Source organism: Streptomyces roseirectus (genome assembly GCF_014489635.1).
Lineage (GTDB): Bacteria > Actinomycetota > Actinomycetes > Streptomycetales > Streptomycetaceae > Streptomyces > Streptomyces roseirectus.
In genome coordinates, this window is record NZ_CP060828.1 from 3,377,178 (window position 1) to 3,393,935 (window position 16,758).

The following is a 16,758-nucleotide window of genomic DNA, read 5'->3' on the forward strand; positions in this document are numbered from 1 at the left end:
AGTAACAGTGTGGTGAGAGAAACCTCCCGTGACTTGAGTGAAATCTGAGAGTCGGGAAGACGGCGGGGAATTCCGAAACCCCGCGAAGGGCCCCCGCACCCGTGCCCCACCCCACCGCGGGCACCCCCGCCCCGAGCCCCGTACCATGGGGTGAGGCCGTGGCATGTTCCGCCCGGCAGGGCCCGCGTCACACAGATGTCGCGCAGCAGGGGCCCTCCCTGACCACTCCAGGAGTACGCCACACATGGCCACGCGCCACGACATCCGCAACGTCGCCATCGTCGCCCACGTCGACCACGGCAAGACGACCATCGTCGACGGAATGCTGAAGCAGGCGGGCGCGTTCGCCGCGCACCAGCTCGACTCGGTCGACGACCGCATGATGGACTCGAACGACCTGGAGCGTGAGAAGGGCATCACGATCCTGGCGAAGAACACGGCGGTGAAGTACCACCCCAAGGATGGCGGCGACGTCATCACCATCAACATCATCGACACCCCCGGCCACGCCGACTTCGGCGGCGAGGTCGAGCGCGGTCTGTCGATGGTGGACGGCGTGGTCCTCCTCGTCGACGCCTCCGAGGGCCCCCTCCCGCAGACCCGCTTCGTGCTGCGCAAGGCGCTCCAGCAGCGGCTGCCCGTCATCCTGTGCATCAACAAGACGGACCGTCCGGACTCCCGGATCGACGAGGTCGTCAACGAGACCTACGACCTCTTCCTCGACCTGGACGCCGACGAGGAGCAGATCGAGTTCCCGATCGTCTACGCCTGTGGCCGTGACGGCATCGCCTCGCTGACCAAGCCGGAGAACGGCACGGTCCCGGCCGACTCGACCAGCCTGGAGCCGTTCTTCTCGACGATCCTCCAGCACATCCCGGCCCCGACGTACGACGAGGAGGCCCCGCTCCAGGCGCACGTCACCAACCTGGACGCCGACAACTTCCTCGGCCGTATCGCGCTGCTCCGCGTCGAGCAGGGCGAGCTGCGCAAGGGCCAGACCGTCACGTGGATCAAGCGCGACGGCTCCATGTCCAACGTGCGCATCACCGAGCTGCTGATGACCGAGGCGCTCACCCGCAAGCCCGCCGAGGTGGCCGGCCCCGGTGACATCTGCGCCGTCGCCGGTATCTCGGACATCATGATCGGTGAGACCCTCGCCGACCCCGAGAACCCGGTCGCGCTGCCGCTGATCACGGTCGACGAGCCCGCGATCTCGATGACCATCGGCACCAACACCTCGCCGCTGGTCGGCCGGGGCGGCACCGGCAAGGGCGCCGACAACAAGGCGGCCGTCAAGGACCGCAAGGTCACCGCCCGCCAGGTCAAGGACCGCCTCGACCGCGAGCTGATCGGTAACGTCTCGCTGCGGGTCATCGACACCGAGCGTCCCGACGCCTGGGAGGTCCAGGGCCGCGGTGAGCTGGCGCTCGCCATCCTGGTCGAGCAGATGCGCCGCGAGGGCTTCGAGCTGACCATCGGCAAGCCGCAGGTCGTCACCAAGGAGGTCGACGGCAAGACGTACGAGCCCGTCGAGCGCATGACGATCGACGTCCCCGAGGAGCACATGGGCGCGGTCACGCAGCTCATGGGCGTCCGCAAGGGCCGGATGGACAACATGTCCAACCACGGCTCCGGCTGGGTGCGCATGGAGTTCGTCGTGCCGTCGCGCGGTCTGATCGGCTTCCGGACCGAGTTCCTGACCCAGACCCGCGGTACGGGCATCGGTCACTCCATCCACGAGGGCTTCGAGCCCTGGTTCGGCACCCTGCAGACCCGTAACAACGGTTCGCTGGTCGCCGACCGCTCCGGTGCCGTCACCGCCTTCGCGATGACGAACCTCCAGGAGCGCGGTGTGCTGTTCACCGAGCCCGGCACCGAGGTGTACGAGGGCATGATCGTCGGCGAGAACTCGCGCTCCGACGACATGGACGTGAACATCACCAAGGAGAAGAAGCTCACCAACATGCGGTCGTCCTCGGCCGACTCGTTCGAGGCGATCGTCCCGCCGCGCAAGCTCTCCCTGGAGCAGTCCCTGGAGTTCTGCCGCGACGACGAGTGCGTCGAGGTGACCCCGGAGGCGATCCGCATCCGCAAGGTCGTGCTGGACGCCCGTGAGCGCGCCCGCACGGCGAGCCGGGCGAAGCACGGCTGAACCTCCTGAGGCGCAGCCTCAGCCTCAGCCGAAAAGGCCGGTGTCCCTGCGGGGGCACCGGCCTTTCGCGTGCGCGGGGTTACTCGGCCGTCGGGGACGGGGAGACGCGCGCGCCCTTCTTCAGGAAGCCCATGTCCTCGAAGACCGGGGTCTGGAAGCCGAAGGCGCCGGCGTTCACCAGGTTCTTGACGGCGGCGGTGAGCTGGGGGCGCTGGTAGAGGGGGATGGAGCCGGCGGCGGCCCAGATGCGGGAGTCGGCCTTGCGCAGGAGGGCGCGGGACTCGTCGGCGTCGAGGGTGGAGAGGGCCTGGTCGAAGAGCTGGTCGACCTGGTCGGTGCCGACGCGGGTGTAGTTCTGCTCGACGCTGAGGGAGCCGTCGGCCGCGGGGACCGGCTTGGAGTAGATGGGGCGGGCGTCGGTCGCGGGGAACGCGGACGCGGGCCAGGAGTAGAGGGCGAGGTCGTACTGGCCCGAGGCGACGTGGTCCTTGAAGTAGCTCTCGTCGGGGACCTTGGTGACGTCGGTGCGGATGCCGACCTTCGCAAGCATGCGGGTGACGCGGTCGGCGACGACGCGCAGCGACTCGGAGCCGGGGCCCGAGGGGACGACGAAGCGCAGGGACAGGGCCTTGCCGTCCTTGGCGAGGGGGCCCGCGGCGCCGCCGGGGGCGGGGGTGCCCTTGGGTGCGTACGCGCCGGGGGCGCCGCCCTGTCTGGCGTACTGCTTGCCGTCCTGGGCGTGGGCGGAGGCGTCGTCCGAGGGGGTTTTACCGGCCGGTGCGGCGCCGGGTGCCTTGTCGTCGTCGCCCACGATGTACGTGCCGTCGTCGCCGCCCTCCGACTCGCTCTCACGCTGCGGGCCCGCGCCCTTCTCGCCGGGTTTCTTCTCGACGACGGGGCCGCCGGCCACCCAGCCCGCGTCGGCGAGGAGGGCCTGGGACTCGGCGGTGTCCTGGCCGCCGAGGGCGCCGCTGCCGTCGGCGTAGGCGTCCTGGCCGGCGAGGGCGAGGTGGGAGCCGACGGGGTCGGCGGGCAGACCGAGGGGGGTGAGGACGGCGCCGGCGAGCGCGGTGCGGTCGAGGGCGCGGGCGACGGCGCGGCGGACGCGTTCGTCGGCGAGGGGGCCGCTCTCGCCGTTCATGGCGAGCTGGGTGTAGGCGGGCTCCAGGGACTTGCGGACCTCGAAGCCCTTGAGGGTCTGCTGCTGTTTCTCCCAGGTGGCGACGGCCTTGCGGAGCTTCTTGGCGGCGCGGGCCCTGCGGTCGGCGCCGTCCTCCTCGTACTCGTCGCTCTCCTCCCGGGCGGCGGTGGACGCCTTGGCCAGCGCGGCCTTCAGGGAGTTCGCCGCCGGTCCCGGGCGGCCGGCGCGGGGTCCCGCGGTGCCCTTGGCGGCCTCGGTGACGCGGGCGGCGTCGGCGGGGTCGATGTCGGCGAGGTCGACGGTGCCGGCGGCGAGGGCGGCGGCGCGCTTCGCGCGGGGCACGGCCGTCAGCACGATCTCGGAGAGTTTCGCGGGGCGGCCCCACCAGCGGGCGTTGCGGGTGAGGCGGATCCGGTCATTCTTGCGGTCGACCTCGGCGAGGGTGAAGACGCCGGCGGTCGTCCTCAGCTTGCGGCGGGCGCCCTCGTTGAAGGCGTCGGGGGTGCCCATGACGTCCTTCGGGTACAGCGGGGAGAACAGGGACTGCCAGTCGGCGTAGGGGCGGCTGAAGGTGACGCGGACCTCCAGGTCGTTCGCGCCGCGCTCGACCTTCTCGATGCGGTCGTAGCCGGCGTTGCGGGCGGTCCAGTAGGCGCTGTCCTTGCCGGACAGGGCGCGCCACTGGGCGGCGAAGTCGGCGGCGCCGATCTCGCGGCCGTCGCTCCACACGGCCTGCTGGTTCAGCCGGTACAGGACGACCTGCTGGGGTTCCGTCTCGACGACCTTCGCGGACTCCAGGTAGTCGGCGTCGCGCTCGGGGCGGCCGTTCGCGTCGAGGCGGTACATCGCCGGGAGGACGGCCTGGGCGACGCGGGTGGTGGCGGCGTCGGCGTCGGCCTGGAAGGTGTTGAACGTGTCGGGCACATCGTCGACGGCCCACCGCAGGCTGCCCCCGTCGGCGACGAGGTCCCTCGCTGCCGGAGAGATCTGCTGCACGGCAAGCGGCTTGCCGGCCTCGTCCTCCCCTCCCCCACAGGCCGCGAGCAACGGGACCGCGAGCGCGCCCGCGGTGAGGAACGCGACCGAGCGCATGACCGCACGTGTGCTGACGCCGTCGTAAGACATCGCTGTTACCTCCGACTCCGCGGGCGGGAATTCGCGGATCGACATAAAGTCCGATCAACCCCTGATCGGATGACACGCGAACGTACGCCGCCACTGAAGAGGAACGACTCCACCGGGAAGCGCCGACACGACGGGGCGACCTGGAAGGCCACTCGCACGGCGCAATGGGGGTGGTTGGGGGTGAGTGAGGCGTTGAGGAGGGGGTGGCGGATGGAGGGGTAAGGAGCGGGTGGACGGGGTGTGGGGCGAGGAGCGGCGGCGCGCGACGGTTGTGGCAGGACGCCGGGGACGCACGGGCACGGCGATCGGCCGGGGCGGGGTTCGTGCCGTCGCGGCGCGGGCTGGGACCCCGTCGCGCGGCGGCACCGGGTCACGTCCCGCTGGGTGGTGTACCGGCATGGGGCCGGCTACTCCGCGGGGCGGGCACGCTGGGCCGGCCCGGTGGCGTCCCGCCAAGTGGTGAAGCCGCTCGGCTGTCGCGGCTTCGCAGGTCGCGGCCGGGTTCCGCCCGTCGATCCAGGGTCGGGCGGCCCCCGCTGCGCCGACCGGCTCACGCAGCGGCGCGGGCTTCGGCCGAGCCGGCGATCGCAGGGCGCTCGGACAAGCGCGGTCCGGAGGGCTCTGCACCACTCGGCGGGACGCCACCGCCGGCCCGGCGCGGCACGTTGGGATGCCTGCGCCGGTGAGCAGCCCACGCCGTGACCGGGCGGGCCGGCAGGCGCCGGTTCGGCTCCGGGTGGAGACCGACGGCCCCGCATCGCCCCCGGCGGGACACCACCGCCGGGGGTCCGCGACGGCGCGGCGGCACCGGGGCGTCGCCCGTGACCGGCGCCTCTCGGCGGCGCGGCGGGCCGTCCCGCGCTGCGGCGGGTGGCGTCCCGCCGAGTGGTGCGGCCATGCCCGCCGTGTGGCTCCGCTCAGGGTCGAGACGGCGCCGGCCGACCGGCTCGTGCGGCCGCAACGCGCGCTGCTCTCGGGCGTAAGCACTCCGATCCGGTGCCGAGGCGAACGCGTCGGCCAATCGACCTGCGGAGTCAAGAGCCCTGCGGCGTGCGGGGCCTCGGCACCCGCCTCAGCCACCCGTGCGCGGTTCACGCCCTCCGGCGTACGCTCCACCCGCCCCATGCACGGCTCACGCCCCCTACGCTCCCGCCCACCCCCGCGCGGCGCTTCACGCCTCCTGAACCGGCGCAAACATGACCCCGTGCGTCTCAGGTGTCTCTCAATCCGTGCAGGGCGCTTCACAGGGGGTGGTGTGACGCGCGACACTCGCAGGCGCATGAAACGTCATGTCCGCTCACGGAAGTGAGGTCGCGTCATGTCCGCGCACGACGAGTTGGCGTCGGTCCAGCGGTGTCTGGACGATCTGCTGCGCGCGTTCGGGCGGCTGGAGAAGCAGGTCGATCCGGGGTCGCTGGAGCTGCGCCGGGCCCGTTCCGACGTGAACCATCTGCGCGAGAGCCTGGCGCTGCTGCGTGAGGCGACGCCCGGCCCGGCCGCCCGCCGCCCCGACCTGGTCCCCATCCCCGACACCCCGTACGACAGCTCCCTGTGGACGGACTCGGACGACGAGGGAGTAGGCAACCGCCACCGACCCTGAACACCGACGGGAGTCATCCTTGGCAACCGACACGGAACCCGGTACGGACCCCCATTCCGGCCGGGGCGGCGTCCGCGCCCCGGCCCGCGCCGCGATCGAGGCGCCCCATCTGCGTACGGACCGCTGGTGGCTGGCCCCCGCCGCCACGGCCGCCGGCCTGCTCGCGTTCATCGTGTACTCGACGTGGCGGGCGTTCGCGAACGCCGACTACTACGCGGCCCCGTACGTCTCCCCGTTCTACTCGCCGTGCCTCGCGGAGAACTGCGCCCCGATGCGCGCGGGCCCCAACGCCGAGCTGTTCGGGGGCTGGTGGGGCCTGTCCCCGGCGATCCTGATCCTGATCTTCCCGCTCGGCTTCCGGCTGACCTGCTACTACTACCGCAAGGCGTACTACCGGGGCTTCTGGGCCTCGCCCCCCGCCTGCGCGGTCGCCGAACCGCACAAGACGTACTCCGGCGAGACCCGCTTCCCGCTCATCCTCCAGAACCTGCACCGCTACTTCTTCTACGCGGCATTGGTGGTCGCGGGCATCCTCACCTACGACACGGTCCTCGCCTTCCGCGACGAGCACTACGACTGGGGCCACATGGGCCTGGGTTCGCTGGTGTTCCTCGTCAACATCGCGCTGATCTGGGCCTACACGCTCTCCTGTCACTCCTGCCGGCACATCGTCGGCGGCAAGCTGAAGCACTTCTCCAAACATCCGGTGCGCTACCGGGCGTGGCAGTTCGTGGGCCGGCTGAACAACCGTCACATGTTGCTGGCCTGGGCCTCGTTGGTGAGTGTGGCCGCCGCCGACTTCTACGTGTACCTGGTCTCGTCCGGCGTCTTCGAGGATCCGAGGTTTTTCTGATGTCCGTGGTCGACCGCCAGGAGTGGGACGTCGTCGTGATCGGAGCCGGCGGCGCCGGCCTGCGCGCCGCGATCGAGGCGCGCGAACGCGGCGCCCGGACGGCCGTGATCTGCAAGTCCCTGTTCGGCAAGGCGCATACGGTGATGGCCGAGGGCGGCATCGCGGCGGCGATGGGCAACGTCAACTCGGGCGACAACTGGCAGGTCCACTTCCGCGACACCATGCGCGGCGGCAAGTTCCTCAACCAGTGGCGCATGGCCGAGCTGCACGCACGTGAATCCCCGGACCGCGTCTGGGAGTTGGAGACCTGGGGCGCCCTCTTCGACCGGACGAGGGACGGCCGGATCTCGCAGCGCAACTTCGGCGGCCACGAGTACCCGCGCCTCGCCCACGTCGGCGACCGCACCGGCCTCGAACTGATCCGCACGCTCCAGCAGAAGGTCGTCGCCCTCCAGCAGGACGACCACAAGGAGACCGGCGACTACGAGTCGGGCCTGAAGGTCTTTCAGGAACACACCGTCACCCGGCTGTTGAAGTCGGCGGACGGCCGGATCTCGGGCGTCTTCGCCTACGACCGCGAGTCGGGCCGCTTCCTCGTCCTGGAGGCCCCGGCCGTGGTGATCGCGACCGGCGGTATCGGCAAGTCGTTCAAGGTGACGTCCAACTCCTGGGAGTACACCGGCGACGGCCACGCGCTGGCCCTGCTCGCCGGGGCGCCGCTGCTCAACATGGAGTTCGTGCAGTTCCACCCGACGGGCATGGTCTGGCCGCCGTCCGTGAAGGGGATCCTCGTCACGGAGTCGGTGCGCGGCGACGGCGGGGTGCTGCGCAACTCCGAGGGCAAGCGGTTCATGTTCGACTACATCCCGGACGTCTTCAAGGAGAAGTACGCCGAGTCCGAGGCCGAGGGCGACCGCTGGTACGACGACCCCGACCACAACCGCCGCCCGCCCGAACTCCTCCCCCGCGACGAGGTGGCCCGCGCCATCAACGCCGAGGTCAAGGCGGGCCGGGGCTCCCCGCACGGCGGGGTCTTCCTGGACGTGTCGACGCGGATGCCGGCCGACGTGATCCGGCGCCGGCTGCCGTCGATGTACCACCAGTTCAAGGAGCTGGCGGACGTCGACATCACCGCCGAGGCGATGGAGGTCGGGCCGACCTGCCACTACGTCATGGGCGGTATCGCCGTCGACTCGGACACGGCCGCCGCGCGCGGGGTGCCGGGCCTGTTCGCGGCGGGCGAGGTCGCCGGCGGCATGCACGGCTCGAACCGGCTCGGCGGCAACTCCCTCTCCGACCTCCTGGTGTTCGGCCGCCGCGCGGGCTGGCACGCGGCGAACTACGTGGACGACCTGGAGACGCGCCCGGTGACCGGCCAGGCGACGGTGGACGCGGCGGCGGCCGAGGCGCTGCGCCCGTTCTCGGCGGAGGAGCACAAGGGCGCCGTCCCCGAGAACCCCTACACCCTCCACCAGGAGCTCCAGCAGGCCATGAACGACCTCGTCGGCATCATCCGCCGCGAGGGCGAGATGGCCCAAGCGCTGGAGAAACTGGCCGAGTTGCGGGTGAGGGCGCGCCGCGCCGGCGTCGAGGGGCACCGGCAGTTCAACCCGGGCTGGCACCTCGCCCTGGACCTGCGGAACATGCTGCTGGTCAGTGAGTGCGTGGCGCGGGCGGCGCTGGAGCGCACGGAGTCGCGGGGCGGCCACACCCGCGAGGACCACCCGACGATGGAACGCTCGTGGCGCAACGTCAACCTGCTCTGCCAACTCAAGGACACCGAGGGCGAGTTGACGGAACGTGACCAGATCGCCCTGACCCGGGAGACCACCACCCCGATCCGCCCGGACCTGCTCGCCCTCTTCGACAAGGAGGAGCTGGTCAAGTACCTCGCCGAGGAGGAGCTGTACGAATGAGCGGCTACGAGGCCCGTTTCCGGGTGTGGCGGGGCGACGTCGGGGGCGGCGGTCTGGAGGACTTCCGCGTCGAGGTCAACGAGGGCGAGGTGGTGCTGGACATCATCCACCGGCTCCAGGCCACCCAGGCGCCCGACCTGGCCGTCCGCTGGAACTGCAAGGCGGGCAAGTGCGGTTCGTGCTCGGCGGAGATCAACGGCCGCCCACGGCTGATGTGCATGACGCGGATGTCGGTGTTCGAGCGGACGGAGACGATCACCGTCACCCCGCTGCGCGCCTTCCCGGTCGTCCGCGACCTGGTGACCGACGTCGGCTTCAACTACCAGAAGGCCAGGGAGGTTCCGGCGTTCGTGCCGCCCGCCGGGGTCGGCGCGGGCGAGTACCGGATGACGCAGGAGGACGTGGACCGCTCGCAGGAGTTCCGCAAGTGCATCGAGTGCTTCCTGTGCCAGGACACGTGCCATGTCGTGCGTGACCACGAGGAGAACAAGACGGCGTTCGCGGGTCCCCGGTTCCTCATGCGGGTCGCGGAGCTGGACATGCACCCGCTGGACGCGGCCGAGGAGTCCGGCCTGGACCGCAAGCGGACGGCCCAGGACGAACACGGCCTCGGCTACTGCAACATCACCAAGTGCTGTACGGAGGTGTGCCCCGAGGGCATCCACATCACCGACAACGCGCTGATCCCGCTGAAGGAGCGGGCCGTGGACCGCAAGTACGACCCGCTGGTGTGGCTCGGGAACAGGATCCGGCGCAGGAGTTAGTCCTTCTTGGCCCGCAGGTACCCCGAGTGCGCCACGGAACCGAGGAATTCGAGCCTGGTCTCGCCGGCCATGTGCTTGTCGAACGCCTCCTTGATCCCGGGCCACTTGGGGTGCCCGAAGTCGTCGAGGACGACGACGCCGCCCGGCGCGATGATCTCCTCGACCCATTCCAGGTCCTGCGCGACGCCGTTCGCGGAGTGGTCGCCGTCGACGATGATCACGCCGTACTTCCGGTCGGAGACCAGCGCGCGGACCTCGGGGTCCTCGGAGAAGCCCTGCTGGATCCGGGCGGAGGTGCCCGCGTCGCCGGCGAGCGCGAGGTTGGTGCGGACGGCCGCGCCGCGCACCGGGGTGCCCGTCGCGTCGTCGCCCATCGTCGTGCCCGGCTGGAGCTGCGTGCCGGCCAGCGGGTCGACGATCGTGAGCTTCGGGTCGCGTCCGGCGCGCTCCATCATGCGGATCAGGGCGGCGCTGAACATGCCGTACAGCGTGCCGATCTCCAGGATCTCGTCGTTCGGCGGGTCCAGGAGGGGGACGGCCGAGAGCTTGCCGACGATGTTCATCGTGCCGCCCGCGATCCGGCCGACGCCGAGCGCTTCGACGGCGATCAGGAGGCGGAACGCCTGCGCGACGGCGCGTTCGGCGCCCTCGCGGTCCCCGGTGACGGCCGTCAGCTCCCTGACCGCCTTCTCGATGTGCTCCCCGCCGGGCATCCGGGAGACGCCGCGCCCGGTGCCGTCGAAGAACAGCTCCATGGGCCGCTGGCGATCGCGCAGCTGCTTCAGCTCCCGCTGGATGTCGGCCGGGGCCGCCGCCGGGGCCGCGTTCTTCACGGCCTTGCGGACCTGGCGCTCGATGCGCTGGTCGATGAGTTCCGCGGCCGGGCGCAGCGCGCGGCGGACGGCCTTGCTGGTGAGTAGCGATCGCATCAGTGGTGGATCCTCACAGAGTTAGGAGATGTGGACGCTAGGGCGTGCACAGGAGCCGCACAACCAACGGACGGAGCCCCGACGTCAAAGCCGGCATGAACTTCCGGTGAAGATTCCGTCCGACGGTTTCAGGAGGCGTCTCCCAGGAGACGTAGCACCTCCCCCAGATTGTGCTCCGCGATCCCCCTCATGAACTGCGAGTCGGGGAAATCTCCCTGAATGAGTGTCAACGGACCACTGACCAGCCCGAGATGCATGCACAGCCGGTAGAACCGGAGCCGGTCGCGGTCCAGTTCGGGACGCCACAGGCGGTCGTACCAGTCCCCGAAGCGGAGTTCGAGGAAGACGTGCTCCTGCTCCACGTCGAAGTACATCACCCCCTCGATGTCGATCAGCACCGGCTCGCCGTCCGGCGTCAACAGGACGTGGTCCGCGCCGAGTTCACCATGGATGAGCGCGTGCCGCCGCCGTGGCCGCACGGCCGCGTACAGCTCCTCGATCCGCTCGGCCAGGGGCTGCGCGACGGCCGCGAGCCGGGGCTCCAGCAGCGCCCCCTTCGCCAGCTCCCCCAACGCCCCCTCCCTGACGACCTGTTCACACGAATCGCCGTACGACACCTCACCGCCGTCGACGAGAGCGACCTTCCCGTAACGGGGGTTCTCCTGCGCGTGCATCGCCCGCAACGCCTCGGACAGCCGCCCCAACGCCGGGTGCCTCGGATCCCGCCGCAACGCATCCTCCAAGGTGCCCCCCGTGACATCCTCGGCGACCACAGCATCCGCCCCGGCATACAACACCCGCGGACACCGCACCCCGGCCGCCGTGAGCCGGTCGTGCGCGGCGACGAGCAGATCGACCCCGGTCGCGGGCGAGAACGGGCGCCGGCGATCCGGGAGTTGATCCTGCGCCCAGTAGTTCTCGTCCGGCGACCAGACATAGGCGACGGCGGTGGAGTCATCGTCCAGCCGCAGCCGGTAGACCCCCTTCTTGGAGCCACCACGAAGCCGCTCGGCCGCGAGAAGCCGCCGCTGCGGCCCGAAGGCTTGGCGGACAAGGGGAGCGAGGTCGGGGATGCGGAGGTGCTGCCGAGGCGAAGTCACCGCCGGAGTCTTCCGAAGAGACGCCGACGGCCCCAACCTGTTTTTGCTTTTAGGGGCGCGGGGAACTGCGCGAACACCCCCACCGGCCCGCAGCCGCCGAACACCCCCCGCCACCCCCTAGAACAGGCTCAACAACGCCTCCGCAGGATCAACCGGCGTCGAATCCCCATCGGGCAACGCCAGTTCGAACCACACCGTCTTCCCCCTGGGCGTCCGGCGGGAGCCCCACGCGGCGGAGAGGAGCCCGACGAGCTGAAGCCCCCGGCCCCCCTCGTCCGTGTCCCGCGCACGGCGCCGGCGGGGCTGGACGAGCCCGGAGTCCCAGACCTCACAGACGAGGGTCCGATCGAGCAGCAGGCGCAGCCGGATCTCACCCTCGCCGTAGCGCAACGCGTTGGTGACCAGCTCGCTGACCAGCAACTCCGTTGTGTCGACGAGGGGTTCGAGATCCCAGCTGAGCAACTGCCCGCGCGCGTACTCCCGCGCCCGCCCCACACTGCGGGGCTCACGGGGCAGCGTCCAGTCCCCGACGGACTCGGCCGGCAGCCCTTGGACGCGGGCCATGAGGAGGGCGATGTCGTCCTCCCCGTGGTGGGAGCCGAGGGTGTTGAGGACGTGGTCGCAGACGTCCTCCAGCGGCTGGGAGGGATCCGTGAGCGTACCGACGAACGCCTGCAGCCCCTCGTCCAGCGGATGGTCGCGGGACTCGACGAGGCCGTCCGTGTAGAGCGCGAGCAACGCCCCCTCGGGCAGCTCGACTTCAACTTCCTCGAACGGTTCGCCGCCGACGCCGAGCGGCATGCCGGGCGGCACGTCGAGCATGAGCGCGGGCTCGCCGGGTTCGACCAGCACGGGCGGCAGATGGCCCGCGTTGGCGAACGTGCAGCGCCGGGTGACGGAGTCGTACACGGCGTACACGCACGTCGCGAGGTACACCTCGGAGAGGTCCGCCTCGCGGGGCCGGCGCGCCGCGCGGGTCGCCTGCTGGACCCCGCCCGGCGTGCCGAGTCCGCGCGCGATCTCGTCCAACGCGGCGAGCACTTCCGCCGGTTCGAGGTCGAGGAGGGCCAGCGTCCGTACGGCGGTGCGGAGTTCACCCATGGCGACGGCGGCCCGCAGCCCGCGCCCCATGACGTCGCCGACGACCAACGCCGTGCGGTGGCCGGGGAGTTCGATGACGTCGAACCAGTCGCCGCCGACCTCGCTGGGCCGTCCGGTCGCCGCGTTGCCCGGCAGGTAGCGGCAGGCGATGTCGAGCCCGGAGGCGACGGGGTCGCCCGGCGGCAGCAGGGACCGTTGCAGTATCAGCGCGCGTTCCCGCTCGCGCCGGTACAGCCGCGCGTTGTCGATGGAGACGGCGGCGCGCGCGGCCAGTTCGACCGCGAGGTCCCGGTCCCGGTCCCCGAACGGCTCGCTGCCCTTCGTCCGGGAGAACTGCGCGAGGCCGACGACGGTGTCGTGGGCGACCATCGGCACGGCCAGCGTGGACTGCACGAGGCCGCCGTCCGCGCCGGGGATGTGCTGCGGGCGGGCGGTGCGCAGGGCGTCGGCGCGGGCGGAGGTGAACGGGAAGTGGTGGACGGCGCCGACGGGGACGGGGGTACCGCCGGTCGCGGTGAAGGGGACGTCGGAGACGGCCGAGGAGAAGGCGACGCGGCGCAGTTCCGCGCTGCCGTCCGCGAGGCCCGGCGGGGTCTCGTCGCCGGCCAGCAGGCCCTGGTAGAGGTCGACGGTCGCGAGGTCGCAGAAGCCGGGGACGACGACGTCGAGGAGTTCGCGGGCTGTCGTCTCCAGGTCGAGGGAGTTGCCGATGCGGGCGCCGGCTTCGTTGAGCAGGGCCAGGTTGCGGCGGGCCGCGGCGGCCTCGCGGGCCGCGGCGCGGCGGGCGGTGATGTCCGTGCCGAGCCAGGCGATGCCGATCGGGCGTCCGCTGCCGCTGTGCACGCGGTACAGGTTGATCGACCAGTGCCGGCGTTCGTCGGAGCCCGGGACGAACCCCGTGACGTGCATGTCCGTGATGGACTCGCCGGTCTTGAGCACCCGCCTCATGATCGCCGTGACCCGCTCGGCCTCCGACCTGACCAGGTAGTCCGCGACGGTCCTGCCCCGGTGGTCGTCCGGGGTGCCGCCGAACAGTGACGCGAACCGCGCGTTGGCGCGGCGTACGCGCAGCTCCGGGTCGATCAGCAGGAACCCGAACGGGGTTTGGCCGAAAATCGACTGCGACGCGGCGAGGTCGGTCTCGATGCTGCGCAGGGTTCGGACGTCGACGACGATGCAGACGGCGGCCCGGTCGCCGTCCGGGGTCGTCGTCGGCATCACGTACACCTCGGCCAGGCCCCGCTCGCCGTCCGGCGCCTTGAACGGGACGACGCCGGTCCACTCCCGGCCGTCCAGGATCTCCGCCATCTTCCGCTGACCGCGTTCCCGCAGGTCCGGGTCGATGAACGCCTGAATCGGGTCCAGCCCGACCGCCCGCTCCGCCGAGATCCCGAAAATCTGCTCCGCCCGCAGACTCCACTGATCCACCAGCCCATCCGGCCCGATGGAGAACGAGGCCACCCGGATGTAGTCATAGATCGACCCCGGCGGATTGCTCTGCCACACAGCATCGGCCGGGGGGATGTCGGAGAGGGCGGAGGGGGGGACGGCACCGGTGTTACGGGGGCCGACGGGGCGGGGGGAGGTGACGCGGGAAACGTCCGCACCGGGAGAGGCGGAATTGCCGACTGCACGGGGACGGGGCGGCCCGCCGGGGGTGTCGCCGCCGGAGGCGGGGGTGCCGGAGGCGGGGGTGCCGGAGGCGGGGGTGCCGGAGGCGGGGGTGCCGGAGGCACGGGGACGAGGACCGGCGGGGGTGTCGCCGCCGGGGGCGGGGGTGCCGCCAGCAGGAACGTTGCCGCTGGGCTCGTCACCGCCGGGGGCACGGCCACGCGGGGCACCGCCGCTCGGAGTGTCACCACTCGGGGCTCCATCGGTGGACCGGGGCCGGAGGACACCGCCGCCAGAAGTGTCACCGCCAGAAACGCCGCCACGCAGGGCACCGCCGCCCGGGGTGTCACCACTCGGGGCTCCATCCGCGGACCGGGGCCGGAGGACACCGCCGCCAGAGGCGTCACCACCAGGAGCACCGCTGCGCAGAGCACCGCCGCTCAGGGTGTCGCCGCCGGCGGAGGTGTCGTCGGCAGGAACGTTGCCGCTAGAGGTGTTGCCATCGAGGGCACCGCCACGTGGGGCGTATCCGCCGGGGCCTTCGGCGGGCCGGGGCCGGAGAGCGTCGCCACCAGAGGCGTTGCCGCCGGGCGCGCGACCGCGCTGGGCACCACCGCCGCTGCTGGCATCATCGCCGAGGCCGCCACCGACGGGAGCGCCGCCGCGAGCGGCACCGCCACGCGGGCCACCACCGCTCGGAGTTCCATCTGCGGGCCGGGGCCGGAGAGCGTCGCCACCAGAGGCGTCGCCGCCGGGCGCGCGACCGCGCTGGGCACCACCCCCGCTCGGGGCATCGTCACCGAGGCCGCCACCGACAGCAGCGCCGCCGCGAGAGGCACCGCCACGCGGGCCACCACCGCTCGGGGTGCCGCCGCTCGGAGTTCCATCTGCGGGCCGGGGCCGGAGGACACCGCCAGGGGTGTCGTCGCCGGGGGCGCGGCCATGGGAGGTGTGGTCACCCGGGGTGTCGTCGCTCGGGGCACTGCCGCTCGGGATGTCGCTGCGAGGCGCGCCCGGGCGGGAGGTTCCGGTCGGGGCGGGGTCGTCGTGGGCGTGGTCCGGGCGCGTGCCGCGTGCGGGCAGGGGGCCGGCGGTGTTCGGGCGGGCAGCCTCGGGGCGGGCGGCGCCCGCTGATGCGCCAGCGCTCGCCGGTTCGCCAACCCTCGCTGATGCGCCAGCCCTCGCTGAATCGCCAGCGTCCGCTGATTCACCGGCGTCCAGTGGTTCGCCGGTGCCTGCCGTTTTTCCGGCGCCTGCCGATTTCCCGGCGTCCGCGAGATTCCCGGTGGCTGCCGATTTCCCGACGCCTGTCGACTCCCCGGCACCCGCCGATTTCCCGGTGACTGTCGACTCCCCGGCGCCCGTCGGTTTCGCGGCCCCTGTCGACTCCCCGGCACCCGCCGGGTTCCCGGCCTCTGTCGGCTCGCCAGCCCCTGTCGGCTTGCCGGCGCCCGTCGGCTTGCCGGCGCCCGTCGGCTTGCCGGCGCCCGTCGGGTTCCCGGTCCCTGTCGGTTCGTCGGCGTGCGTCGGCCTCGCATCGGCCCCGCCGCCGGAGGCACCGGCGTTTGTCCTCGCGGCGTCCGACGGGTCGTGCGACTCCGTGGCCTTCGCTGGTATCTCGCTCACGCGAACCGTCCCCTCCAGCTCACCGCGCCCGGTACGGGTCACCAGGGGCGGCTGCCCGCAGTATCCAGCACTACGGGGCCGCACGGCACGGTGTTCACGATCACAGCACGGCCCAGGCTCTTTTTGGACCGTTCCGTTCCAACACTTCCACTCTTCTAACCAGCGGACACGCCGTCGAACCACTCGAAGCGGGCCGAGTCGGTGGCCGGAAATCGCCGCGCGCCCTCGATCACGTCGCCGTGCGCCCGTCCGCGCAGGTCACTCGGGTACCGCCAGCTCGAACCAGACGGTCTTGCCGACGGCGTCGGGACGGGTGCCCCAGCGGTTCGCGGCGGCGGCGAGGAGCAGCAGACCCCGGCCGTTCTCGTCGTCCGGGCGGGCCGTGCGTTCGCGGGGCGGGTCGGGGAGGGGGTCGGAGACCTCGACGAGCAGGACGTCACCGAGGACGGCGGGGCGGCTCAGCCGCAGGCCGATGGGGCCGTCCGCGTACCGCAGCGCGTTGGTGACCAGCTCGCTCACCAGCAGCACCGCCACATCGCTCACCCCCTCCAGCCGCCACCCCCGCAACTGCCCGCGCACCACAGCCCGCGCCGCCCGCGCCGCACCCGCCTCCGCGGGGAACGTCCACTCGGCGCAGTCGCCCTCGGTGTCGATCACGCCGATCACTTCCCAGCCCAGCGAGGTACACCCATGTCCGATTTCACAGATTTGATGACCACATACCCGATTTAACACCTCCGCTACCACCCCGAGAGGCGCACAGCAGCCCGACCGGCGCACACCGCACTACCGCGCTCCGGCACACGGGCCCCACGAGCCGCGCGCCGAGCAGCACCGAGC

At 71.8% G+C, this 16,758-nt stretch carries 11 protein-coding genes; 5 read left to right on the forward strand and 6 right to left on the reverse strand.

Annotated elements, in window-relative coordinates:
• The first annotated feature begins 244 nt into the window (after window positions 1–244).
• Window positions 245–2,152, forward strand: coding sequence for a translational GTPase TypA (typA, locus tag IAG44_RS13840; RefSeq protein WP_187747433.1), 1,908 nt, complete (start codon window positions 245–247; stop codon window positions 2,150–2,152).
• Between the two features lie 79 nt (window positions 2,153–2,231).
• Here the strand turns inward: typA and IAG44_RS13845 are convergent, their stop codons facing one another.
• Entirely contained in the window at window positions 2,232–4,418 is a 2,187-nt protein-coding gene (locus tag IAG44_RS13845; RefSeq protein ID WP_187747434.1) for an ABC transporter family substrate-binding protein, read from the reverse strand.
• A 1,318-nt stretch (window positions 4,419–5,736) separates the two neighbouring features.
• Here IAG44_RS13845 and IAG44_RS13850 point away from each other — a divergent pair.
• From IAG44_RS13850 to IAG44_RS13865, 4 genes are read left to right on the forward strand one after another with little or no spacing between them, the layout of a single operon-like run.
• On the forward strand, window positions 5,737–6,018 hold the full coding sequence (locus IAG44_RS13850; protein ID WP_187747435.1) for a hypothetical protein: 282 nt from the start codon (window positions 5,737–5,739) through the stop codon (window positions 6,016–6,018).
• A 19-nt stretch (window positions 6,019–6,037) separates the two neighbouring features.
• Window positions 6,038–6,871 (forward strand): hypothetical protein, encoded by an 834-nt coding sequence (locus IAG44_RS13855; RefSeq protein ID WP_187747436.1) that lies wholly within the window; start codon window positions 6,038–6,040, stop codon window positions 6,869–6,871.
• The gene (locus IAG44_RS13860; protein ID WP_187747437.1) at window positions 6,871–8,787 is read left to right on the forward strand and encodes a fumarate reductase/succinate dehydrogenase flavoprotein subunit; all 1,917 of its coding nucleotides are present in this window, start codon (window positions 6,871–6,873) and stop codon (window positions 8,785–8,787) included. Before IAG44_RS13855 ends, IAG44_RS13860 begins: the two co-directional genes overlap by 1 nt.
• Window positions 8,784–9,551, forward strand: a complete 768-nt coding sequence (locus IAG44_RS13865; protein WP_187747438.1) for a succinate dehydrogenase/fumarate reductase iron-sulfur subunit — start codon at window positions 8,784–8,786, stop codon at window positions 9,549–9,551. The genes IAG44_RS13860 and IAG44_RS13865 overlap by 4 nt, the downstream gene beginning before the upstream one ends.
• Here the strand turns inward: IAG44_RS13865 and IAG44_RS13870 are convergent.
• From IAG44_RS13870 to IAG44_RS13890, 5 genes are all read right to left on the reverse strand, one after another.
• Window positions 9,548–10,480 carry a class I SAM-dependent methyltransferase gene (locus tag IAG44_RS13870; protein ID WP_187747439.1) on the reverse strand — a complete coding sequence of 311 codons (933 nt, stop codon included), beginning with the start codon at window positions 10,478–10,480 and terminating at the stop codon, window positions 9,548–9,550. The genes IAG44_RS13865 and IAG44_RS13870 overlap by 4 nt on opposite strands.
• A 128-nt stretch (window positions 10,481–10,608) precedes the next feature.
• On the reverse strand, window positions 10,609–11,580 hold the full coding sequence (locus IAG44_RS13875; RefSeq protein ID WP_187747440.1) for an aminoglycoside phosphotransferase family protein: 972 nt from the start codon (window positions 11,578–11,580) through the stop codon (window positions 10,609–10,611).
• Window positions 11,581–11,697: 117 nt separating this feature from the next.
• Window positions 11,698–14,205, reverse strand: coding sequence for a SpoIIE family protein phosphatase (locus IAG44_RS13880; protein ID WP_246563993.1), 2,508 nt, complete (start codon window positions 14,203–14,205; stop codon window positions 11,698–11,700).
• Between the two features lie 527 nt (window positions 14,206–14,732).
• Window positions 14,733–15,251 (reverse strand): hypothetical protein, encoded by a 519-nt coding sequence (locus IAG44_RS13885; RefSeq protein ID WP_187753141.1) that lies wholly within the window; start codon window positions 15,249–15,251, stop codon window positions 14,733–14,735.
• A gap of 925 nt (window positions 15,252–16,176) precedes the next feature.
• Window positions 16,177–16,584 carry an ATP-binding protein gene (locus IAG44_RS13890; RefSeq protein ID WP_246561690.1) on the reverse strand — a complete coding sequence of 136 codons (408 nt, stop codon included), beginning with the start codon at window positions 16,582–16,584 and terminating at the stop codon, window positions 16,177–16,179.
• Window positions 16,585–16,758: the final 174 nt, after the last annotated feature.